At 67.7% G+C, this 21,123-nt stretch carries 20 protein-coding genes; 8 read left to right on the top strand and 12 right to left on the bottom strand.

The genetic code is table 11. The features are described from left to right. The first annotated feature begins 28 nt into the window (after positions 1-28). On the top strand, positions 29-493 hold the full coding sequence (locus J0J01_RS13185) for a hypothetical protein (protein WP_296381243.1): 465 nt from the start codon (positions 29-31) through the stop codon (positions 491-493). On the opposite strand, the gene J0J01_RS13180 is transcribed toward J0J01_RS13185, so the two are convergent. Continuing rightward, positions 459-884, bottom strand: coding sequence for a GNAT family N-acetyltransferase (locus tag J0J01_RS13180; protein ID WP_296381241.1), 426 nt, complete (start codon positions 882-884; stop codon positions 459-461). The genes J0J01_RS13185 and J0J01_RS13180 overlap by 35 nt on opposite strands. After that, on the bottom strand, positions 881-2,119 hold the full coding sequence (locus tag J0J01_RS13175; RefSeq protein WP_296381240.1) for an AMP-binding protein: 1,239 nt from the start codon (positions 2,117-2,119) through the stop codon (positions 881-883). Before J0J01_RS13175 ends, J0J01_RS13180 begins: the two co-directional genes overlap by 4 nt. 110 nt (positions 2,120-2,229) lie before the next feature. On the opposite strand from J0J01_RS13175, the gene J0J01_RS13170 reads away from it, so the two are divergent. Then, a complete protein-coding gene (locus tag J0J01_RS13170; RefSeq protein WP_296381237.1) occupies positions 2,230-2,475 on the top strand; it encodes a hypothetical protein in 246 nt (81 codons plus the stop codon). Positions 2,476-2,538: 63 nt separating this feature from the next. After that, positions 2,539-2,697, top strand: a complete 159-nt coding sequence (locus tag J0J01_RS32710) for a hypothetical protein (protein WP_365736914.1) — start codon at positions 2,539-2,541, stop codon at positions 2,695-2,697. Here J0J01_RS32710 and J0J01_RS13165 read toward each other — a convergent pair. The 9 genes from J0J01_RS13165 to J0J01_RS13125 form a co-directional block, all read right to left on the bottom strand. Next, on the bottom strand, positions 2,626-2,862 hold the full coding sequence (locus J0J01_RS13165; RefSeq protein ID WP_296381235.1) for a hypothetical protein: 237 nt from the start codon (positions 2,860-2,862) through the stop codon (positions 2,626-2,628). The genes J0J01_RS32710 and J0J01_RS13165 overlap by 72 nt on opposite strands. A 46-nt stretch (positions 2,863-2,908) precedes the next feature. Next, entirely contained in the window at positions 2,909-3,736 is an 828-nt protein-coding gene (locus J0J01_RS13160; RefSeq protein ID WP_296381233.1) for an ABC transporter ATP-binding protein, read from the bottom strand. Positions 3,737-3,866: 130 nt separating this feature from the next. Continuing rightward, positions 3,867-5,192 carry an ABC transporter substrate-binding protein gene (locus J0J01_RS13155; protein ID WP_296381232.1) on the bottom strand — a complete coding sequence of 442 codons (1,326 nt, stop codon included), beginning with the start codon at positions 5,190-5,192 and terminating at the stop codon, positions 3,867-3,869. A 50-nt stretch (positions 5,193-5,242) separates the two neighbouring features. Next, complete coding sequence (locus J0J01_RS13150) at positions 5,243-6,319, bottom strand: branched-chain amino acid ABC transporter permease (protein WP_296381230.1); 1,077 nt, start codon at positions 6,317-6,319, stop codon at positions 5,243-5,245. A 10-nt stretch (positions 6,320-6,329) separates the two neighbouring features. Then, positions 6,330-7,253, bottom strand: a complete 924-nt coding sequence (locus tag J0J01_RS13145; protein WP_296381228.1) for a branched-chain amino acid ABC transporter permease — start codon at positions 7,251-7,253, stop codon at positions 6,330-6,332. A 130-nt stretch (positions 7,254-7,383) separates the two neighbouring features. Continuing rightward, positions 7,384-8,175, bottom strand: coding sequence for an ABC transporter ATP-binding protein (locus tag J0J01_RS13140; RefSeq protein ID WP_296381226.1), 792 nt, complete (start codon positions 8,173-8,175; stop codon positions 7,384-7,386). A 5-nt stretch (positions 8,176-8,180) separates the two neighbouring features. Next, positions 8,181-10,136, bottom strand: coding sequence for an AMP-binding protein (locus J0J01_RS13135; RefSeq protein ID WP_296381224.1), 1,956 nt, complete (start codon positions 10,134-10,136; stop codon positions 8,181-8,183). An 85-nt stretch (positions 10,137-10,221) separates the two neighbouring features. Next, positions 10,222-11,577: a HAMP domain-containing sensor histidine kinase gene (locus tag J0J01_RS13130; RefSeq protein WP_296381222.1), complete on the bottom strand. Its 1,356-nt coding sequence runs from the start codon at positions 11,575-11,577 to the stop codon at positions 10,222-10,224. After that, positions 11,574-12,254, bottom strand: a complete 681-nt coding sequence (locus J0J01_RS13125) for a response regulator transcription factor (RefSeq protein WP_296381220.1) — start codon at positions 12,252-12,254, stop codon at positions 11,574-11,576. Before J0J01_RS13125 ends, J0J01_RS13130 begins: the two co-directional genes overlap by 4 nt. 147 nt (positions 12,255-12,401) lie before the next feature. Between J0J01_RS13125 and J0J01_RS13120 the strand changes: the two genes are divergently transcribed. The 4 genes from J0J01_RS13120 (at position 12,402) to J0J01_RS13105 (ending at position 19,509) form a co-directional block, all read left to right on the top strand. Further along, complete coding sequence (locus J0J01_RS13120) at positions 12,402-13,652, top strand: efflux RND transporter periplasmic adaptor subunit (protein ID WP_296381218.1); 1,251 nt, start codon at positions 12,402-12,404, stop codon at positions 13,650-13,652. A 43-nt stretch (positions 13,653-13,695) separates the two neighbouring features. Next, entirely contained in the window at positions 13,696-16,812 is a 3,117-nt protein-coding gene (locus J0J01_RS13115; protein ID WP_296381216.1) for a CusA/CzcA family heavy metal efflux RND transporter, read from the top strand. Next, a complete protein-coding gene (locus tag J0J01_RS13110; protein ID WP_296381214.1) occupies positions 16,809-18,356 on the top strand; it encodes an efflux transporter outer membrane subunit in 1,548 nt (515 codons plus the stop codon). Before J0J01_RS13115 ends, J0J01_RS13110 begins: the two co-directional genes overlap by 4 nt. Before the next feature lie 361 nt (positions 18,357-18,717). Continuing rightward, complete coding sequence (locus J0J01_RS13105; RefSeq protein ID WP_296381213.1) at positions 18,718-19,509, top strand: alpha/beta hydrolase; 792 nt, start codon at positions 18,718-18,720, stop codon at positions 19,507-19,509. Positions 19,510-19,550: 41 nt separating this feature from the next. Here the strand turns inward: J0J01_RS13105 and J0J01_RS13100 are convergent, their stop codons facing one another. Further along, positions 19,551-20,627, bottom strand: coding sequence for a hypothetical protein (locus J0J01_RS13100; protein WP_296381211.1), 1,077 nt, complete (start codon positions 20,625-20,627; stop codon positions 19,551-19,553). Between the two features lie 163 nt (positions 20,628-20,790). Here J0J01_RS13100 and J0J01_RS13095 point away from each other — a divergent pair, with 163 nt between their 5' ends. Then, the gene (locus J0J01_RS13095; protein WP_296381208.1) at positions 20,791-21,078 is read left to right on the top strand and encodes an RHS repeat domain-containing protein; all 288 of its coding nucleotides are present in this window, start codon (positions 20,791-20,793) and stop codon (positions 21,076-21,078) included. The last annotated feature ends 45 nt before the right edge of the window (positions 21,079-21,123 follow it).

Here is a 21,123-nt window from a genome sequence, read left to right as displayed (position 1 = left end):
CGACTCAAATCCAAACCATAGAAGAGCCATGCGATCACTTCTTACCTGCGTGATTGGCTTCGCCGTTTTCGCGTTACCAATGTTGGCGGGAGCGGAGAAGCCGAAGGAATTCCTCGCCGTGTATTCGAACATGTGCATCAGCCCGAACTCGGGCGACCTCAAGGGCGAGAGAATGATCGTCTTCCGCAGCGGCCACCCCTTCGAAAAGGAGAAAATCTGGGTGTGGTACCAAACGGGGGAGGGGGTTCTGTCTGAACCGCTCTTCGAGGTTGCGGAAATCGACGGCGACACCTTTCGCATCGATATTCATTTTCCGTCCCCCGATAAATACTTCCGCAAGCTCGTCGGCCGAATCACAGCGGACGCGATCGAGGGGCGTTACACGGACCCGTACCGCTCAAGCAACGTCGTGCTGAAACGCGACTTCAGCCCGGAGAACAGATTCCCCATCTGCTCTTCTAATGCCGGCCCAGAAGGTGAGAGGTGGCCCTGAGGCGGTAGCCGATGCGCTCGTAGAAGGCGCGCGCCCGGTCGCGGGTGATGTTGGTGTAGAGCGAGGTCGCGGCGAGCCCGCGTTGCGCGGCCCAGGCTTCGGCTTCGCGCATCAGCGCCTCGCCGACACCGCGGCTGCGCATCGTGTCGTCGACCACCAGCGCCTGGATCACCGCCTCGCAGCCTTTGTCGAGCGCCGGCCGCTCGAAGACGTGCAGGACGCCCGCGACCGCGCCCTCCTCTTCCGCGACGATGATCCGATGGCCGGCCGTGGCCACCACGCTGTCGAAGCGATGACGGAACTCGGCCTCGTCCGGCGCATAGCCGAGCTGGCCGAGCAGGCGGCGGATGGCCGCGAAGTCGCTCGGCCGGGCGTCGCGCAGGACCATCATGTGTACTTGCGGATATCGTCGATCACCTTGCCGTCGTTGGGCAGGCTGCCCATGCTGGCGAACTCGACCTTGCCGCCGACCTTGCAGACGGTGCGGATGGTATCGGTCATCGCCTTTTCGAGATCGGGCGAGGCCTGCGGCGCCTCGACCTTCAAGGTCATGACGTCGGCCTGGTTGACCCAGTCGATCACCAGACGCAGGCGGCCCAGTCCCGGATGCTTCTTGGCGATCTCGGCGATCTGCTCGGGATCGACGAACATGCCGCGCACCTTGGTGCGCTGGTCGGCGCGGCCCATCCAGCCCTTGATGCGCATGTTGGTGCGGCCGCACGGGCTGGGGCCCGCCAGCACCGCCGACATGTCGCCGGTGCCGAAGCGGATCAGCGGGTAGGCGCGGTTGAAGGTGGTCACGACGACCTCGCCGACATCGCCCTCGGGCACCGGGTCGCCGGTGCCGGGCCGCACGATCTCGACGATCACGCCCTCGTCGACCGTCATGCCCTGGATGGCCTCTGACTCGTAGGCGATGGTGCCGAGGTCGGCCGTGCCGTAGCTCTGCAGGCAGGTCATGCCCTTGTCGATGAACATCTGGCGCAGCGACGGCGGCAAGGCCTCGGCGCCGACGAAGGCATGCTTGATCGACGAGATGTCCTTGCCGAGCTCGGCCGCCTTCTCGATCAGGATCTTCAGGAACGACGGCGTGCCGACATAGCCCTTGGGCCTGATCGCCGCGATCGCGTCGAGCTGCAGCTCGGTGTTGCCGACGCCGCCCGGCACGATCACGCAGCCCAGCGCCCGCAGCGCCGATTCCATCATGATGCCGGCCGGCGTCAGGTGATAGGAGAAGGTGTTGTAGACCACGTCGCCGGCGCGGAAGCCGCCGGCATGCATCGCCCGCGCGCCGCGGAAATAGTCGGGCTCGTCGGTGTCGATCTCGAAGATCGGCCCGGGCGACATGAAGATGTGCCGCGCCTTCGCCAGCGGCACCGCGATCAGCCCGCCCATCGGCGGATTCTTCTTCTGCACCTCGCCCAGCATCGACTTGCGCAGCACCGGCAGCTTGGCGAGCGCCGCGCGCGAGGTCACCGACGCGGAGTCGACGTCCTTCAGCCACTGCTTGAAGAACGGCGCATTGGCCTTGGCGTGCGCGATCTGCGCCGGCAGGGCCTGCATCAGCGCCTTCTCGCGCTCCTCGGGCGTGCGGGTCTCCAAGGAGTCGTAATGCTTGGACGTCATTGGCGCTTCCCCGTGATTTGGCCGCACGGTAGCCGTGCGCGCACGTCTTGAATAGCGGGCTTCGGGACCCGATGTTGGCTGCGCCCTCCCAGAAGGGCTATTTTGACATCATGACGGTGCAACTCTCTCCTGAGCAGCAACGCTGGCTGGAAGTACAAGTCGCGGCCGGCCATTTCGAATCGCTTGAGCAGGCCGTCGAGGTCGCCGTGGCGGACCTCATGGCCATGAGCGAAGACGAGTTGGACTGGGCGAAGCCGCTCATCGAGGCCGGACTGGCGCAGCTGGAGCGCGGTGAGGTCATTTCTGGCGACGAAGCGATGGCGAGTCTTAAAGCGAGTCTTCGTCGGCCGCGCTGACGCGCGCATCGGCTTGCCTTCACCGCCGCGGCCCTGGCCGACTCTCGCAATATCCTCGATACGTTGATCGAAGTCGCAAGGCAGCGGGTAGCCACGGCATATCTCGCGCGGTTCTCGTCTGCACTGAACCGGCTGAGACTGTTCCCTCAGTCAGGCGCGCCAAGGCCGAACCTCGGCACCGGCATCCGTATCGCGGTAGTTCATCCTTATCTGCTGTTCTAGAGCGATTTCCGGGCAGATGGAACCGCTCACGGTTCCATCTGCCCGGAAATGCGCGCACGGGCGCTGTTGTTGCAGCAGGCATATTCCGTTCGGCTGATTCCAGCCGAACGGAATATGCTCTATCGCGCAACGAGCGATGAAGTGCAGGTCGTCCGGGTACTTCACGGTCGTCAGAGAATCACGCGCCGAACGATGCGGTAATCGGTGGACCTCAGAGCCAGCGCTTGCGGCGGCGGTAGTGCTTGACGTCGCGAAACGAGCGGCGGCCCTCGCCGCCGATGCCGAGGTAGAATTCCTTCACGTCCTCGTTCTCGCGCAGGTCGGCGGCGTCGCCGTCGAGCACGACGCGGCCGTTCTCCAGGATGTAGCCGTAATGGGCGTAGCGCAGCGCGATGTTGGTGTTCTGCTCGGCCAGCAGGATCGACACCTTCTCCTGCTCGTTGAGGTTCCGCACGATACAGAAGATCTCCTCGACGAGCTGCGGCGCCAGGCCCATCGACGGCTCGTCGAGCAGGATGGTGCTGGGGCGGCTCATCAGGGCGCGGCCGATCGCCGTCATCTGCTGCTCGCCGCCGGAGGTGTAGCCGGCCTGGCTGGTGCGGCGTTCCTTGAGCCGCGGGAAGTAGTGATAGACCTTCTCGAGGTCCTCGGCGACGCGGCGCTGGCCGCCATGGATGAAGGCGCCGGTCAGCAGGTTCTCCTCGACCGTGAGATGGCCGAAGCAGTGGCGGCCCTCCATCACCTGGATGACGCCGCGGCGCACGAGATCGTTCGGCGTCAGCCCGTCGACCCGCTCGCCGCGATAATGGATGCGGCCCTTGGTGACCTGGCCGCGCTCGCTGAGCAGCAGGTTGGAGATCGCCTTGAGCGTGGTCGACTTGCCGGCGCCGTTGGCGCCGAGCAGGGCGACGATCGAGCCCTCCGGCACCGCCAGCGACACGCCCTTCAGCACGAGGATCACGTGATTGTAGATCACCTCGATGTTGGCGACGTCGAGGACGTTGGTGGGAGCGGGCTTGGTTTCGGCAGTGAGGCTCATTTCTTCTCCTCCTCCCCCGTCTAAGCGCCTTCTGAGGCGCATACGGGGGAGGATTGAGGAGGGGGAAAGCACCGGTCGTGTTGCCTGCCCCCTTCCTGCCTCCCCCGTATGACGGGGGAAGTGGTTGAGGTCAGCTCTCCTTCGAGCAGTCGCGCGGCGTGATCTTCTTCTCGGCCGCGTACTTGCCGGCGACCTCCTTGACCAGCGGCACCAGGATCGTGTCGTCGCCGGTGTAGTAGTCGGAGATCACCTTCCACTCCTTGCCGTCCCACTGGTGGACGCGGGAGAGGCGCGTGCCCTCATGGTCGGCGCAGGAGGGCTTGAGCGGCCCCATCATGCCGTCGAAGCCGAGCTGCTTGATGCGGTCGGCGCTGAGGTCGAGGTGCTCGAAGCCCCAGCGCACCTGCTCGCCGGTCATCGGCTTGTTGCCGAACTTGGCCATGGCGGTGCGGATCGCCTCGATGCCGACCATCGAGTTGATCAGGCCGCGGTTGTAGAGCACCTGGCCGACCTCGTCGGGCTTGGCCAGCGACTTGCCCTGGCTGGTCACGTACTTCTCGACGTCCTTGTGGACGGCGAACTTGCCGGCGGGATGCTGCAGCATCAGCGCCTTGTAGCCCTTGGCCTTGTCGCCGGCCGGCAGCACGTCGGGCTCCGCACCCGACCACCACACGCCCAGCATCTTGTCGCGCGGATAGTTGACGTTGCCAGCCTCGCTGACCGCGGCGGAGTTCATCACGCCCCAGCCCCACAGAAGGACATAGTCGGGCCGCGCCTGGCGGATCTGCAGCCATTGCGACTTCTGCTCGCTGCCCGGCGCCGGCACCGGGATCTGCATGAACTCGAAGCCGTACTTCTTGGACATGATCTCGAGCGCCGCGATCGGCTCCTTGCCGTAGGGCGAATCGTGATAGAGCAGCGCGATCTTCTTGCCCTTGAGCTTGTCGAAGCCGCCCCATTCCTTGGCGATGTGCTGGATGGCGACGTTGGCGGCCGTCCAGTAGGTGCCCATCAGCGGGAAGTTCCAGGTGAACACGGCGCCGTCACGGCTGTCGGCGCGGCCGTAGCCCATGGTCAGCAGCGGGATCTTGTCGCCCGGCGCCTTCTCGGTGAGCGCGAAGGTGATGCCGGTCGAGAGCGGGCTGAAGTAGGCCGCGCCGGTCGGGCCCTTGCCCTTGAGGCGCTCGTAGCACTCGACGCCGCGGTCGGTGGCGTAGCCGGTCTCGCATTCCTCGAAGGTGATCTTCACGCCGTTGATGCCGCCGTCGCGGGCGTTGAGCATGTTGATGTAGTCGGCGACGCCATCGGCGAACGGGATGCCGTTCGGCGCATAGGCGCCGGTGCGATAGACCAGGCCCGGGATGAACTGCTCGTTCTGCGCGTAAGCGGTGGTCGCGAGGGACACGGCGGCCGCCAAGGCCGCGGCCCCTAGAACCGCCCATTTCCTCAGTTGCATGGTTTCCTCCTTCTTCATGACGACTTTGACGAAAGGCTAGCGTTTCACACTCAGTGCGGGAAGGGCCAAAGGCGCAGCTTCTCCTTGGCGATCGACCACAATCGCGCGAGGCCGTGCGGCTCGACGACCAGGAAGAAGACGATCAGGGCGCCGAAGATCATTGCCTCGAAATGCGACACCGTGGCGGTGCTGATCTTCCAGCCGACCAGGGCGCCGAGCGGCGGCAGCGCCTGGTTGAGGAAGATCGGCAGCAGGACGATGAAGATCGCGCCCAGCACGCTGCCCAGGATCGAGCCCAACCCGCCGATGATCACCATGAACATCAGCTGGAAGCTGCGGTCGATCGAGAAGGCCGCGGGCTCCCACGAGCCGAGATAGAGGAAGGCCCACATGGCACCCGCGACGCCGATCAGGAACGAGGAGACGGCGAAGGCGGTGAGCTTGGCGTACATCGGCCGCACGCCGATGATCTCGGCGGCGATGTCCATGTCGCGGATCGCCATCCATTGCCGGCCGATATGGCCGCGCACCAGGTTCTTGGTGGCGAGGCCCAGCACGACGGTGAAGCCGAGCGCCACGACGTAGATCGCGGTCGGCGAATTGAGGTCGAGCCCGAAAAGCTGGATCGACGGGGCGTTGACCGAGCCCGAGGGCGTGTAGTTGGTGATCCACTTGATGCGCAGGAACGCCCAGTCGCCGAAGAACTGCGCGGCCAGCGTGGCGCAGGCGAGATAGAAACCCTTGATGCGCAGGCTCGGGATGCCGAACAGGATGCCGACCGCCGCCGCGACGAAGCCTGACAGCAGGATGCAGACCAGCGGGTTGAGGAACGGCAGGTGGACCGAGAGGTTGTAGGCGGCATAGGCGCCGACCCCCATGAAGGCGCCCGAGCCGAGCGAGACCTGGCCGCAATAGCCCATCAGCACGTTCAGGCCGATCGCGGCGAGGCCCAGGATCACCACCGGGATCAGCACGGCGCGATAGACGTACTCGGTGGCGACGAACGGCACGACGACGAAGGCGATGACCAGCAGCGCCAGCATGACGAAGCGGTCCTGGGCGATCGGGAAGATCGCCTGGTCGGCTTCGTAGGTGACCTTGTATTGGCCGGCTTCACGATAGAGCACGAAACCTCCCCTACACGCGCTCGATGATGCGCTCGCCGAACAGGCCCTGCGGCCGGAACAGCAGGAACAGGAGCGCCACCACGTAGGCGAACCAGATCTCGATGCCGCCGCCCATCGACGGCCCGAGGAAGACCTCGGCCAGCTTCTCGCCGGCGCCGATGATCAGGCCGCCGACGATCGCGCCCGGCACCGAGGTGAAGCCGCCCAGGATCAGCACCGGCAGCGCTTTCAGCGCCAGCAGCGACAGCGAGAACTGCACGCCGAGCTTGCTGCCCCACACCGCGCCGGCGGCCAGCGCCACCAGGCCGGCGACCAGCCAGACGATGAACCAGATCTGGTTGAGCGGGATGCCGACCGACTGCGCCGCGGCATGGTCGTCGGCGACGGCGCGCAGCGCGCGGCCGATCCGGGTGCGCTGGAAGAAGACCGCCAGCCCGGCGACGAGCAGACCGGCGATGACCGCCGCCCAGATGTCGAGCTCGTTGACCAGGATGCCGCCGTCGAACAGCGATTCGAGGACGAACAGCGGCTCCTTGGGCAGGCCGATATTGAGCGGATAGACGTCGGCGCCGAACAGGGTCTGGGCGAGGCCTTCGAGGAAGAAGGTAAGGCCGATGGTCGCCATGAACAGGATGATGCCTTCCTGGTTCACCAGCTTGCGCAGCACCAGCTTCTCGGCGAGCCAGGCGATCGCGGCCATGATCACCGCCGCGAACAGGAAGGCGGCGATCAGCGCCAGCCAGAACGGCCATTTCCACTGCTCGAACAATTCGAGCGCGCGAACCAGGGCCAGCGCGGCGGTCAGCACCATCGCGCCCTGGGCGAAGTTGAACACGCCCGAGGCCTTGAAGATCAGCACGAAGCCCAGCGCCACCAGCGAGTACAGCACCCCCGCCAGCAGCCCGCCGATCAGCACTTCGAGGAAGAAACCCATGGTTACTCCATGCCTCTCGGTCGCGATGACGCGAAAGCTGTCATCCCGAGCGCAGCGAGGGATCTATGCTGCGGCCCCATAGATCCCTCGCTGCGCTCGGGATGACACGGGGTGTGTGACTCGGTCCGCATCAGTGGCTCACTCCCAGGTAGGCGTCGATCACGGCCCGGTCGGACTTGACCGCCTCGGGCACGCCGTCGCCGATCTTCTTGCCGTAGTCGAGCACCACGACGCGGTCGGAGATGTCCATCACCACGCCCATGTCGTGCTCGATCAGGCAGATGGTGGTGCCGAACTCGTCGTTCACGTCGAGCACGAAGCGGCACATGTCCTGCTTCTCCTCGAGGTTCATGCCGGCCATCGGCTCGTCGAGCAGCAGCAGCTCGGGCTCGGCGGCGAGCGCGCGCCCGAGCTCGACCCGCTTCTGCAGGCCGTACGGGAGCTGCCCGACCGGCACCTTGCGGATGTGCTGGATCTCGAGGAAGTCGATGATCTTCTCGACCGCCTTACGGTGCTCGATCTCCTCGCGCGCGGCCGGGCCGGCGCGCAGCGCCTGCCAGAACAGGCCGGTCTTCATGCGCAGGTTGCGGCCGGTCATGATGTTGTCGAGCGTGCTCATGCCGCGGAACAGCGCGATGTTCTGGAAGGTGCGGGCGATGCCCTGCTCGGCCGCCGCGTGCGGCTTCATGCGGCTGCGCTTGACGCCCTTGTAGGTGATGGCGCCCTGCTGCGGATGATAGAAGCCGTTGATGCAGTTCAGCATCGACGACTTGCCGGCGCCGTTGGGGCCGATGATGGCGCGGATCTCGCCCTTCATGATGTCGAAGCTGATGTCGCTGAGCGCCTTCACGCCGCCGAACGACAGGCTGATGTTCTCGACCGCGAGCAGGACCTCGTTGAACAGACGCGAACGCTGAGCCATTGCGGTCAGCTCGCCTTCTTCAGCCGCACGACGTGCTGCGGCGCCAGATCGCGGATCTCGACGTTGCCCTCGATGGTGCCCTTGCGGCCGTCCTCGAAGGTGACGTCGACCTTGATGTGCACGTCCTTGGCGCCGCTGTAGAGCGCATCGACCAAGGTCTTGTAGCGCTCGGCGATGAAGCCGCGCCGCACCTTGTTGGTGCGGGTGAGCTCGCCGTCGTCGGCCTCGAGCGCCTTGTGCAGGATCAGGAAGCGGCGGATCTGGGCGCCGGCCATGCGCGGGTCCTGCGCGAGGTCGTGGTTGACCCGCTCGATGCAGCCCTGGACCAGGTCGTGGACGGCGGGATGCGCCGCCAGCTCCTGGTAGCTGGCATAGGCGATGTTGCGCCGCTCCGCCCAGTCGCCGACCGCGATCATGTCGATGTTGACGAACACCGTCACGAAGTCGCGGCCGTGGCCGAACGCCACCGCCTCGTTGATGTGCGGGAAGAACTTGAGCTTGTTCTCGATGAACTTGGGCGCGAACAGCGTGCCGTCGTTCAGCTTCCCGACATCGCGGGCGCGGTCGATGATGCGCAGGTGGCCGCGATCGTCGAGATAGCCCGCGTCGCCGGTATGGACCCAGCCGTCGGCGGTCTTGGTGTCGCTGGTCGCCTGCGGGTTCTTGAAATACTCCTTGAACACGCCAGGGCTGCGATAGAGCACCTCGCCCGACTCGGCGATCTTGAGCTCGACCTTCGACACCGGCTTGCCGACGGTGTCGGAATAGACCTCGCCGTTGGGATGGATGGTGACGAAGACGCTCGCTTCGGTCTGGCCGTAGAGCTGCTTCATGTTGACGCCGAGGGCGCGGAAGAAGTTGAAGATCTCGGGCCCGACCGCCTCGCCCGCGGTGTAGGCGACGCGCACGCGGCTCATGCCCAGCGTGTTCTTGAGCGGGCCGTAGACCAGCAGGTCGCCCAGCCGATAGAGCAGGCGGTCGGGCAGGCCGACCGGGCGGCCGTCGATCAGCGCCGGGCCGACCTGGCGCGCCAGCGCCATGAAATACTGGAAGAGCTTGCGCTTGACGACGCTCGCATCCTCCATGCGGATCATCACCTGGGTGATCAGGTTCTCGAGCACCCGCGGCGGCGCGAAGTAATAGGTCGGGCCGATCTCGCGCAGGTCGGTCATTACCGTCGCGGCCGATTCGGGGCAGTTCACCACCAGGCCGCAGACATAGCCCTGCGCGTAGGAAAAGAGGTGATCGCCGACCCAGGCCATCGGCAGGTAGGACAGGAGCTCGTCGCCCGCCTTGAGCCCGTCGAACGCCGCCCCCGCCTCGGCCGCCCAGATCAGGTTGTCGTGGCTCAGGACGGCGCCCTTGGGCCGGCCGGTGGTGCCCGAGGTGTAGAGCATGATGGCGTCGTCGCCGCCGCTTCCCTTGGCGACCTCGTCGGCCACCAGGGTCGGCTGCTCCTGCAGGGACTGGGCGCCGCGCTCCAGCAGCTCGTCGTAGGACAGGAGACCTTCGTAGTACCGGAGTCCCCGCGCATCGTCGTAGATCAGGGTCTGGAGCGACGGCACCGTCTTCCTGATCTCGAGCAGCTTGTCGATCTGCTCCTGGTTCTCGGCGATCGCGACGCGGGCGCCGGCATGCTCGACGACGTAGGCCAGCTCCTCGGTCACCGAGTCCTGGTAGACCGGCACCGGCACGCCGCCCAGCGACTGCACCGCCGCCATCGCCCAGTAGAGCCGCGGGCGGTTGTCGCCGACCACGATCAGCCGCTCGCCGCGCCGGAACCCCAGGCCGGCCAGGCCGGCGGCCAGGCGGTTCACCTGCCGGGCGACATGGGCCCAGTCATAGGTCTGCCAGATGCCGTATTCCTTCTCCCGGTAGGCCGGCGCGGTCGGACGCGTCTCGGCCAGCCCCGCCAGGAGCTTGGGAAAAGTATCCGCCTTTGAGGCTGACGCTGCCGTCATCCCGATCGATCCCCCTGCACACCGGCCGCTGGTGCGGCTCATCGTTCTTCGCCCTCCCCATATGAATGGGGAGGAGGGGGTAAGGTCAACCGGCTGGTCGCAGCCTCAGGGTGAAGATCGAGCCGCCGCCCGGCCGCTCCTCGACCGAGACGCTGCCCTCGTGCGCCTCGGCGACGCGGGCGACGATGGCGAGGCCGAGGCCGCGGCTGTCGCCCTTGCTGCGGTCGCGCCGCCAGAAGCGGCGGAAGATCGATTCCCGGTCGGCCTCGGGCACGCCCGGCCCGTCGTCGAGCACGCGCACCACGCCGCCCTCCGTCACCTCGACCTCGATCGACACCCCGGCCGGGGTGTGGCGGATGGCATTCTCGACCAGATTGCGGACGGCGCGGAACAGCGCCTCGGTGTGGCCGCGCACCCAGACCGGGCCCGGGTCGCCGGTCAGCGCGACGGTCTGGCCGCGCTCGACCGCCAAGGGCGCCATGAAGGCGACGGCGTCGGCGCACACCTCATGGAGGTCGGCGCGGGCATCGCCGCCGACCAGGAAATTCTCCAGCTCGGCGATGTCGAGCACCTGGTTCACCGTGCGCGTCATATTGACCAGGTCGGCGCGCAACTGGTCGCGCAACGGCCCCGGGTCGAACGAATCGACCCGCGCCCGCGCGACGGCGAGCGGCGTCCGCAGCTCGTGCGCCATGTCGGCGGTGAAATCGCGCTGGGCGCGGAAGCCTGCCTCGAGGCGGTCGAGCGCCTGGTTGACCGCATGCACCAGTGGCGCGATCTCGCTCGGCAGCGCCTCCTCCGGCAGGCGCACGTCGGTACGCTGCGGGCTGACCGAGGCGGCCGCCGCCGAGGCCTCGGTCACCGAGGCTAATGCGCGTCGGAAGATGAAGATGTCGATCAGCAGCAGCAGCAGCAGGAACGGGAAGATGATCCAGGCGACGCGCGGGAAGAACTGCGAGACGACGTCGTCGATGATGACGTCGCGATGGGCGAGGTCCTGGCCGACCTGCACGAAGTACATGTGGTCGCCGACCGGCCGGGCGACGCTGACGCCGAACAGGATGGCGCCGGTGGTGCGCCGCCGCACATACCAGTCGCGCCCCGCCTGCTCGTCGTGCTCGAACAGCGCGCGGCCGTCGGTCCGCGAGGAGAACAGCACCTTGCCGCTGGTGTCGAGCACGGCATAGGCATAGAGGCCGTAGGCGCCGGTATAGAGCGGCCGCACCTCGGCCGGGATGTCGAGGGTGAGGCTGCCCTCGGGCTGCGGCCGCAGGAAGCTCGCGATGGTGAAGGCCTGGCTGCGCAGCGCGTCGCGGTGCAGGCTGTTGGCCGCCTGGTTCAGCAGATAATAGAGCGCCAGCGGCATCAGCACCGAGGTCACGCCGATCGCCACGACGTGGAAGGCCACGATGCGGCTGATGATCGAGCGGAAACGGATCACTCCGCCTTGTCCTGCGCCATCAGGTAGCCGACGCCCCGCACGGTGTGGATCCTGACGCTGGCGCGAGCGTCACTCAGCATCTTGCGCAGCCGGTGTACGTACACTTCGACCGCATTCGATCCGACATCGCCCGACAGGCCGAACAGCTGGTCCTCGAACAGGCGCTTGGGCGCGACGTTGCCGCCGCGCCGCAGCAAAATCTCCAGCACCGCCGTCTCGCGCGCCGGAAAGGCCCGCGCCGTGCCGCCGACGAAGACCTGGCGGCCCTCGGTGTCGAGCGAGACGTTGCCGAAGGTGAGCAGGCGGCCGAGCAGTTGGCCGGGGCGGCGCAGCAAGGCGTGCAGGCGCGCCACCAGCTCCTCCATGGCGAACGGCTTGGCGAGGTAGTCGTCGGCGCCCTCGCGCAGGCCGGCGACGCGGTTGCTGACGCCGTCGCGCGCGGTCAGCACCAGGACCGGCGTGGTGTCGTGCTTGCGGCGCATGTCGCGCAGCAGCACGAGGCCGTCCTCGTCGGGCAGGCCGAGGTCCAGAACGATCGCTGCATATTTCATCGTCGCGAGAACGTGAAGGGCGTCGCCGACCGTCCCCACCGAATCCGCCGAAAAGCCGCTCTGGGCCAGGCCCTTCTTGAGCAGGGACACAAGCTCTGCGTTGTCTTCGACCAGAAGCACTCGCATTTGTGTTCAGCCTCCAGTACCCCATGGCCCCGTGTGGTCCACCATACCACGCCCGCCGCACCGCAGCGTCAGGTTCATGTAAGAGGAAGGGGCTAGTTTCCGCCGGTTCTTCCATCCGTCAAACCGGCTTGGGACTCAAGCGTACTTATGACCATCCAGGCCCCTGCTGCCCAGCAACGGCTTCGCCGCAACCGCCTGTGGCTGGCGGGTGGCGGCGCGCTGGCGGTCGTCTGCGTCATCGCCGGCGTCTGGGCGATGAACAGCGGCCAGGGCAACGCCGTGGCGCGGACGGACAAGACGACCCGCGACGCCGACGGCGCGTTCCGCCCGAGCGAGACGCAGTGGGCGAGCCTGCGGCTGGCGCCGGTGCGCCAGGTCTCGTTCCGCGACGAGCGTACGACCGACGGCAAGATCGCGATCAACGACGACACCACCACGCCGGTCTTCTCGCCCTACTCCGGCCGGGTCAGCCGCCTGATCGCCAGGCCCGGCGACCATGTCGAGCGCGGCCAACCCTTGTTCGCCATCGAGGCGAGTGAGTTCGTGCAGGGGCAGAACGACCTGGTCACCGCGGTTGCCGGCGTCGACAAGGCGAAGTCGCGGCTGGCGCTCGCGCAGCAGATCGAGAAGCGGCAGAAGGAATTGCTGGCGATCCGCGGCGGCGCGCTCAAGGACCTCGAGCAGGCGCAGTCCGACCTGGTGAACGCGCAGGGCGACATGCGCGCCGCCGAGATCGCGCTCGCCGCCGCGCGCAACCGGCTGCGCATCCTCGGCCGCTCCGACGAGGAGATCGAGAAGCTCGAGAAGACCGACCGCATCGGCGCCGAGACCGTGGTGGCCGCGCCGATCGGCGGCACGGTGATCCAGCGCCGGGTCGGCCTCGGTCAGTACATCAACACCGGCGGCAACGATCCGGTGTTCACGGTCGGCAACCTGTCGACGGTGTGGCTGGTCGCCAACGTGCGCGAATCGGACGCGCCCAAGATGAGGCTCGGCGCGCCGGTCGAGGTCTCGGTGCTGGCCTATCCCGGCCGCACCTTCAACGCCAAGCTCTCCTACGTGGCGCCCGCGCTCGATCCCAACACCCGCCGCCTGCCGGTGCGCGCCGAGATCGAGAACCCGGGCCGCGAGCTCCTGCCCGAGATGTTCGCCTCCTTCCGCATCGTGTCGGGCGACAGCCGGCTGATGCCGGCGGTGCCGCAGGAGGCCGTGGTCTACGAAGGCGCGCAGGCGCGCGTCTGGGTGGCGCGGCCCGAGCAGAAGGCGGTGGTCACGCGGCCGATCGAGGTCGGCGCCACCACCAACGGCCTCGTCGAGATTCGCAAGGGCCTGAGCGTCGGCGAGACCGTGGTGGCGAGCGGCACGCTGTTCATCGACCGCGCCGCCACGCGGAACTGACGCTCCCGATAACGCCATAGGGCCATCGGCCGGACCTTCCGTCATGCATGCTCTCGTCGCCACGGCTCTCAAGCAACGCATCCTCGTCGTCATCCTGGCGGTGACGCTGATGGTCGGCGGCCTGTTCGCCTACAACACGCTGAACATCGAGGCCTATCCCGACCCGGTGCCGCCGCTGGTCGACATCATCACCCAGAATCCCGGCCAGTCGTCGGAGGAGATCGAGCGCTACATCACGGTGCCGATCGAGGTCCAGATGGCCGGCATCCCGCACGTCCAGGCGATCCGCACCATCTCGCTGTTCGGCCTCTCCGACGTGAAGGTGCAGTTCACCTACGACGTCACCTACGAGAAGGCGGCGCAGTACGTCATCAACCGGCTGTCGCAGCTGCCGCCGATGCCCAACGGCGCCCAGCCGACGCTGTCGCCGACCAGCCCGATCGGCGAGATCTTCCGCTACCGCGTCAGCGGGCCGCCCGGCTACACCGTCACCGACCTCAAGACCATCCAGGACTGGATCCTCGAGCGCCGCTTCAAGGCGGTGCCGGGCGTGATCGACGTCACCGGCTGGGGCGGCAAGACCAAGACCTACGACATCACCGTCGATCTCGACCGGCTGCTCGCCTACGGGCTGACGCTGAAGCAGGTGCTGGACGGGCTGAACAACGCCAACATCAATGTCGGCGCCAACACGGTGAACATCGGCTCGCAGTCGGCGATCGTGCGCTCGGTCGGCCAGATCCGCTCGATGGACGACATCCGCAACACCATGCTGACGGTGCGCGACGGCGCGCCGATCCTGGTGTCCGACGTCGCCACCGTCACGGTCGGCAACCAGCCGCGGCTCGGCATCGCCGGCCAGAACGAGGACAACGACATCGTCCAGGGCATCGTGCTGATGCGGCGCGGCGCCGAGACCATGCCGACCCTGCAGGGCGTGCTGGCCGAGGTCGACCGCATCAACACCGCCGACGTGCTGCCGCCCGGCGTGCGCATCGTGCGCATCTACGACCGCAGCACCCTGGTCGGGGTCACCACCCACACCGTGCTGCACAACATGGTGCTGGGCGTGCTGCTGATCTTCTTCCTCCAGTGGCTGTTCCTCGGCGACCTGCGCAGCGCGCTGATCGTCTCGGCCACCATCCCGTTCGCGCTGCTGTTCGCCGTGGTCATCCTGGTGCTGTCGGGCGAATCGGCGAACCTCCTGTCGATGGGCGCGATCGATTTCGGCATCATCGTCGACGCGACCGTGATCATGGTCGAGAACATCTTCCGCCACCTCTCCCACCGCGATCCGCGGACCGACAAGATCCAGACGATCTACAACGCCTCGACCGAGGTGACGAAGGCGATCTTCTTCTCCGCCACCATCATCATCGCGGGCTTCCTGCCGCTGTTCACCCTGTCGGGCGTCGAGGGCCACATCTTCGGCCCGATGGCCCGCACCTACGCCTACGCCCTGTCGGGCGGCCTGCTCGCGACCTTCACCGTGTCGCCGGCGCTGTCGGCGCTGCTGCTGCCCGAGCGCGTGGCGCACACCGAGACCCGCATCGTCCGCGCGCTCGCGGCGTTCTACGCCCGGGTGCGCGCCGTCGTGCTGCCGCGGCGCGCCGTGACGGCGCTGGCCGGGCTCGGCGTCGGGCTGGTCGCGATCGGCGCCGGCAGCACCATCGGGCTCGAGTTCCTGCCCAAGCTCGAGGAAGGCAACATGTGGATCCGCGCCGTCATGCCGGCGTCGATCTCGCTCGAGGCCGGCAACGAGTACGCCAACCGCATGCGCACGCTGATCAAGGGCTTCCCCGAGGCCGAGACGGTGATCTCCCAGCACGGCCGGCCCGACGACGGCACCGATTCGACCGGCTTCTTCAACGCCGAGTTCTTCGTGCCGCTGAAGCCGATGAACGAATGGCGCAAGGGCCTCGACAAGGATACCCTGATCGCCGACATGAACGACGCGCTGCAGAAGGCCTTCCCCGGCGTCGAGTTCACCTTCTCCCAGTACATCCAGGACAACGTCCAGGAGGCGGCCTCGGGCGTGAAGGGCGAGAACTCGGTCAAGGTCTTCGGCAACGACCTCGAGACGCTGGCCAAGGTCGCCGACAGCATCAAGAGCGCCATCGCCACGGTGCCGGGCATCACCGATCTCGCGGTCTCGGCCTCGCTCGGCCAGCCGACCATCCGCATCGACATCGACCGCAACCGCGCCGCCCGCTACGGCCTCGCCCCCGGCGACATCAACGCCACCGTGCAGGCGGCGATCGGCGGCCAGGCGACGGGCGACGTCTATGAGGACGGCAGCGACCGCCACTTCCCGATGGTGGTGCGGCTGGCGCCGCGCTACCGCGAGAATCTCGAGGCGATCAAGCGCATCCCGGTCGGCGTGCAGACCGACAAGGGCGTCGCCCAGATGCCGCTCAGCGAGCTCGCCAGCGTCAACATCGTCTCCGGCGCCTTCTACATCTACCGCGAGCAGCAGGAGCGCTACGTGCCGGTGAAGTTCTCGGTGCGCGGCCGCGACCTCGGCAGCGCCGTGCTGGAGGCCCAGCAGCGCGTCGCCGAGCAGGTCAAGATCCCCGGCGGCTATCGCGTCGAATGGGTCGGCGAGTTCGGCAACCTCAAGAGCGCCCTGCAGCGGCTGGCCGTCGCCGTGCCGATCGCGATCGCGCTGATCCTGCTTCTGCTCTATGTCAGCTTCGGCAGCCTGCGCGACACCCTGCTGGCGGGCAGCGCCATCCCGATGGCCTTGACTGGCGGCGTGCTGTCGCTGTTCATCTTCGGCATGCCCTTCAGCATCTCGGCCGCGATCGGCTTCGTCGCCCTGTTCGGCATCGCCGCCATGAACGGCATCATGGTGCTGTCCTGCTACAACCGCCTGGTCGAGGGCGGCATGGCGCGCGAGCGCGCGCTCGACCAGACCTGCGCCCTGCAGATGCGGCCGGTGCTGATGACCTGCGTCGCGGCCTGCGTCGGCCTGCTGCCGGCCGCCTTCTCGACCGCGATCGGCAGCCAGGTGCAGCGGCCGCTCGCCATCGTGATCGTCGGCGGCACGCTGCTCGCGCCGTTCCTGTTCCTCACCGTGCTGCCGGCTCTGATCGGGCTGTTCTCGCGCCGCCGCGCCGTCCAGGCGCTGCCGGCCAATGCCGTTCCGGAGGCGTCATGAGACGCGGCCCCAGCCGTCTCGCCTCGCTGCTCGCCGCGCTTCTCGCTGCATCGGCGTTCCTCGCCGGCTGCACGATGGGCCCCGACTTCAAGGCGCCGGACGGCCCGAAGGCCGACGCCTACCTGCCGGACGGGCCGATGTCGTTCGTGTCGGGCGGCATCGACGGCAGCGAGGCGCAGCGCATCGTCCAGGACCTCGACATCCCCGGCCAGTGGTGGGGCGTGTTCCGGTCGCCCGAGCTCAACGGCCTGATCGAGCAGGCACTGCGCGCCAATCCCGACATCCGGGCGGCCGCCGCGGCCCTGAAGATCGCGCGGGAGAACGCCCGCGCCCAGCGCGCCACGCTGTTCCCGACCGTGGCCGCCAACGCCGGCGCCACCTCGACCCAGGTGCCGAACTTCCTGTCGGCGCCGACCGCCGATCCCGACAACTTCAACTTCTCGCTGTTCACACTCGGGCTCACGCTCACCTACAGCCTCGATCTGTGGGGCGCCAACCGCCGCAACATCGAATCGCTCGATGCGCTGGCCGAGGCACAGTGCTTCCAGCTCGAGGGCGCCTACCTGTCGCTGGCCGCCAACGTCGTGGCGGCGGCGATCCTCGAAGCCTCGCTGCGCGCCCAGATCGAGGCGACCCAGCGCATCATCGCCACCCAGCGCGACACGCTCGACATCCTCAATCGCCAGGCCGGCCTCGGCGCGGTCACCGGCGCCGACATTGCCGCCCAGCAGGCCGCCCTCGCCCAGGTCGAGGCCACCCTGCCGCCGCTGCAGAAGGCGCTGGCACAGCAGCGCAACCTCCTCGCCGCGCTGACCGGCCGCCTCACCAACGAGCAGCTCGGCGAGCGCTTCCGCCTCGCCGACCTCAGGCTGCCGCAGGAGCTGCCGCTCAGCCTGCCGTCCAGGATGGTCGAGCAGCGCCCCGACGTGCGCGCCGCGGAGTCCAATCTCCATTCGGCCTCCGCGCTGGTCGGCGTCGCGACCGCCAACCAGTTCCCCAACGTCACGCTCAATGGCGGCATCGCCACCCAGGCGCTGACCGTCGGCACGCTGTTCGGCCCGGCGCTGCCGGCCTCGGTCGTCGGGGTCAACGTGGCGCAGACCCTGCTCGACGGCGGCGCGCTGGCGGCCAGGAAGCGCGCGGCGCAGGCCGGCCTCGAGCAGGCCGATGCGCAATACCGCTCGACCGTGATCGGCGCCTTCCGCAACGTCGCCGACACCCTGCGCGCCCTGGAGTACGACGCGCTCTCGCTCAGGGCCGCGGTCGCCGCCGAGCAGGCCACGGCGACCAGCCTGCAGATCGCCCGCCGCCGCCTCGAGCTCGGCGACACGACCTACATCTTCGTGCTGACGGCGGAGCTCGCCTATCAGCAGGCGTCGCTGGCGCGCGTGCAGGCGCAGGCCGCGCGCTTCACCGACACGGCGGCGCTGTTCCAGGCGCTGGGCGGCGGCTGGTGGAATCGCGACGCCGCGGAGAGCAGGGCCGATCGCCTGCGCTGCCGTCCCCCGAAGGCGACGCCGAAAGTCGCCGTATCGCAGGGATGATGCAGACGCCGTCGTAGCGGCTGGTTTGCTGCCGGCGGCGATCGGCGTCTTTTCCCGCCGCATCCCGGTCACGGCAGAGGCGTGAGGCTGCGGCGACGCCCTGCCCTCGGCTGCCAATCGAGAGGGCAGCGGCCCGGTCCAGCAGGGCCAGCGTTTTTCGCACGTCCTGCCATTCTGCCCGCAGGGACCGCCGCCCCCCGCGAAAACGCGCCCACCCGGCATGCGCGCCCGCGCGGCAAGCGCCCGGAACGAGGGACCTAGCAGGGGAAGGAACGCGATCATGCGCGCCACACTGCACGATGTCGCGTCGGCCTTATCCACAGGCTTTCGGAGCGCCCCTCCGGCTGTCTAAAAGGGCGGCATGGATGACCGGCTGATCGATCTCGGCGACAGACGCTTGCGGGTGCGCCGCCTCGAGCCGCAGAAGACCGACGGGCTCGAGCGCACGACGCTGGTGTTCCTGCACGAGGGCCTGGGCTGCATCGAGATGTGGCGCGACTTCCCGCAGACGCTTTGCGATGCCCTGCAATGCCGGGGCGTGGTCTACGACCGCACGTCCTACGGCCAGTCGAGCCCGTGGCCGTACGACCCCGGCCTTCGCTACATGGAGATCGAGGCCGACGCGGTGCTGCCCAGGCTCCTCGCGGCGCTCGCCATCGACGACTGCGTGCTGGTCGGCCACAGCGACGGCGGCACCATCGCGCTGAACTACGCGGCCCACTCCCCCGAGCCGCTGCGCGCCGTCGTGACGCTCGCGGCGCACGCCATCAACGAGCCGGTCTGCACCGCCGCCATCCAGCGCGCGCGCGAGGCCTATGCCAGCACCGACCTGCGCCAGAAGCTGGCCCGCCATCACGGCGACAACACGGACCGCGCCTTCCGGCTGTGGTCCGACGCCTGGGTGGCGCCGGGCTTCGAGCCGATGGACGCATCAGGCCGGCTGCCCAGGATCGAGGTGCCGGTGCAGGCGATCCAAGGAGAGGACGACGACTACGGCAGCGAGCTGCAGCTCGGCATCATCGCCGGCAAGGTCGGAGGCTACTGCGAGACGCGGCTGATCCCCGACTGCGGCCACAGCCCGCATCTGCAGCAGCCCACCTACACGCTGGCCGAGATCGCGCGATTCGTGGCGCCGCTGGCGCTGGTGGGGTGAGCTCGTGGTCGCGGCGATGGCTGGCATTTGGCCGACGACGCTCAGAATCTCCCAGTGTAGGTAAGGCCGCTCTGCGCGCTCCCGCCACTGCCATAGAAGGTATGGCTCCCAGCGGCGTCGCTCTGTTCGCACGCTTGCACGTAGTGGAAACCGAGCGCCTGCACGCGATGGCTGCCATACACTTGGGTGGCACCGGAGCCGGATGAATTATGGCCTATCTGTCCCGTGAAGGCCGTCGTGCTGTCGTACCCGATACCGACCATCGCACCGCCGCCACTTTGCGATGCGAGCGCGTTGTACGTCACGTCAAAGACGTCCTCTATCAGGCCCTGGACGAAGGAAGCGCGCATCGTCGAAGAATTGTTCGCCGGCCGAATGGTCGTGCTCGAATAGGTCCAGTTGACCGTGGTGTCGCCGATGAAACCGGCGAAGGACACGCGATTATAGAGATTCCAGACGCCCAGCACGGCCGCCGTGCCGTTGGCCGCCACGCCGCCGAGCTGCCAGTTGATCTGGCTCGACCCGTCGGACCGCACGGTGCCGACATAGGTCCCAAGATTGGCGGCCGGTCCGTTGGCGATCGCCGATCCGTTCGTCCAGATCCCGTTGATCCGCTGCAAGGCAAGGTTGCGGGTCGTGTCGGTCGTCCAGGCCGGACCGCGGGTCAGCGTGGGCGTGCCGCTGTTGGACCAGACGAACAGGTCGTAGTTGCCGTTGGCCGCGACGGCGGCGGGGCCGGCATTGCCGGTGCTGCTGTTGGTCGTGATGTTGCTGAGCTCGGTGAAGGCCGTCGGAACGAAGCTGGCTCCGTTGGAGATGGCGATCTGGTTGCCCGCGTAGGGCGTGTAATAGACGGTCGTCGCGGCGCTGACGCTGGCGCTCATGACCGGCGTCCCGGTGGTCAGGGTCAGGCGTCCCTGCGCGGGCACGAGGCTCCCGTTCGACGAGGGCAGCGCGTTGATGCAATTCAACAGCGCCGTGAAGTTCGCCATCACCTGCGTCGCATCGGCGTTGGTGCCGTTGGCCAGGGTGTTGGGCAGCGCGCCGCACGTCTGGGCCGTCGCCGCCCCCGCCCCGAGCGCGACGCCGAGCAAAACGGCAGCGATGTGTCTGATCATGGAGAGGCCTCCGCCGAGCCGAGCGGAGCGCCGCGCGAAGATCGGGCGGCGCGTGCCCGACCATTCTAGGGAACAATTTTTCCGAGTATAGTCTTTTTTTATTCAACCTTTCTTGCTAGTGTCGTGACACACGCTCGTCGATTGACGCGAGCGGGAGGTGGTCATGGCCCGGTTTGCAGGCTCGAGAATGCGGCGGCTGACCTTCGCGGCCTCAGCCCTGCTGCTGGCCTCGTGGAGCGGGGGAGCGGCGCGCGCGGCGAACGGGTCGGTCGCCTATACCTACGATGCGCTCGGCCGCTTGATCACGGCGAGCTACGACACCGGCGTGTGCATCGCGTACAGCTACGACCCCAACGGCAACCGGTTGAGCGAGAAGATCCTGGTCGTCTCCCCAAGCAGCACGGGCGTCTGGGGATGTTTCAACTGGAACGGCGCGAAGTGGGGGCCGTGATGGCGACCAAGGCTGGCGGTATCAGCGCGGCACTGATGATTCTGA

It is taken from the genome of Reyranella sp. (assembly GCF_017305915.1).
In the GTDB taxonomy this organism is placed as follows: Bacteria; Pseudomonadota; Alphaproteobacteria; order Reyranellales; family Reyranellaceae; genus Reyranella.
Note: the sequence above shows the minus strand (reverse complement) of the source record. Positions and strands in the feature narration are given on the sequence as shown.

Bases quoted from the DNA above. Each gene is read 5' to 3' on its own strand.
- J0J01_RS13185 (WP_296381243.1), top strand. From the start codon at position 29: ATGCGATCACTTCTTACCTGCGTGATTGGCTTCGCCGTTTTCGCGTTA.
- J0J01_RS13180 (WP_296381241.1), bottom strand. From the start codon at position 884: ATGATGGTCCTGCGCGACGCCCGGCCGAGCGACTTCGCGGCCATCCGC.
- J0J01_RS13175 (WP_296381240.1), bottom strand. From the start codon at position 2,119: ATGACGTCCAAGCATTACGACTCCTTGGAGACCCGCACGCCCGAGGAG.
- J0J01_RS13170 (WP_296381237.1), top strand. From the start codon at position 2,230: ATGACGGTGCAACTCTCTCCTGAGCAGCAACGCTGGCTGGAAGTACAA.
- J0J01_RS13160 (WP_296381233.1), bottom strand. From the start codon at position 3,736: ATGAGCCTCACTGCCGAAACCAAGCCCGCTCCCACCAACGTCCTCGAC.
- J0J01_RS13155 (WP_296381232.1), bottom strand. From the start codon at position 5,192: ATGCAACTGAGGAAATGGGCGGTTCTAGGGGCCGCGGCCTTGGCGGCC.
- J0J01_RS13145 (WP_296381228.1), bottom strand. From the start codon at position 7,253: ATGGGTTTCTTCCTCGAAGTGCTGATCGGCGGGCTGCTGGCGGGGGTG.
- J0J01_RS13140 (WP_296381226.1), bottom strand. From the start codon at position 8,175: ATGGCTCAGCGTTCGCGTCTGTTCAACGAGGTCCTGCTCGCGGTCGAG.
- J0J01_RS13135 (WP_296381224.1), bottom strand. From the start codon at position 10,136: ATGACGGCAGCGTCAGCCTCAAAGGCGGATACTTTTCCCAAGCTCCTG.
- J0J01_RS13125 (WP_296381220.1), bottom strand. From the start codon at position 12,254: ATGCGAGTGCTTCTGGTCGAAGACAACGCAGAGCTTGTGTCCCTGCTC.
- J0J01_RS13120 (WP_296381218.1), top strand. From the start codon at position 12,402: ATGACCATCCAGGCCCCTGCTGCCCAGCAACGGCTTCGCCGCAACCGC.
- J0J01_RS13115 (WP_296381216.1), top strand. From the start codon at position 13,696: ATGCATGCTCTCGTCGCCACGGCTCTCAAGCAACGCATCCTCGTCGTC.
- J0J01_RS13110 (WP_296381214.1), top strand. From the start codon at position 16,809: ATGAGACGCGGCCCCAGCCGTCTCGCCTCGCTGCTCGCCGCGCTTCTC.
- J0J01_RS13105 (WP_296381213.1), top strand. From the start codon at position 18,718: ATGGATGACCGGCTGATCGATCTCGGCGACAGACGCTTGCGGGTGCGC.
- J0J01_RS13100 (WP_296381211.1), bottom strand. From the start codon at position 20,627: ATGATCAGACACATCGCTGCCGTTTTGCTCGGCGTCGCGCTCGGGGCG.
- J0J01_RS13095 (WP_296381208.1), top strand. From the start codon at position 20,791: ATGGCCCGGTTTGCAGGCTCGAGAATGCGGCGGCTGACCTTCGCGGCC.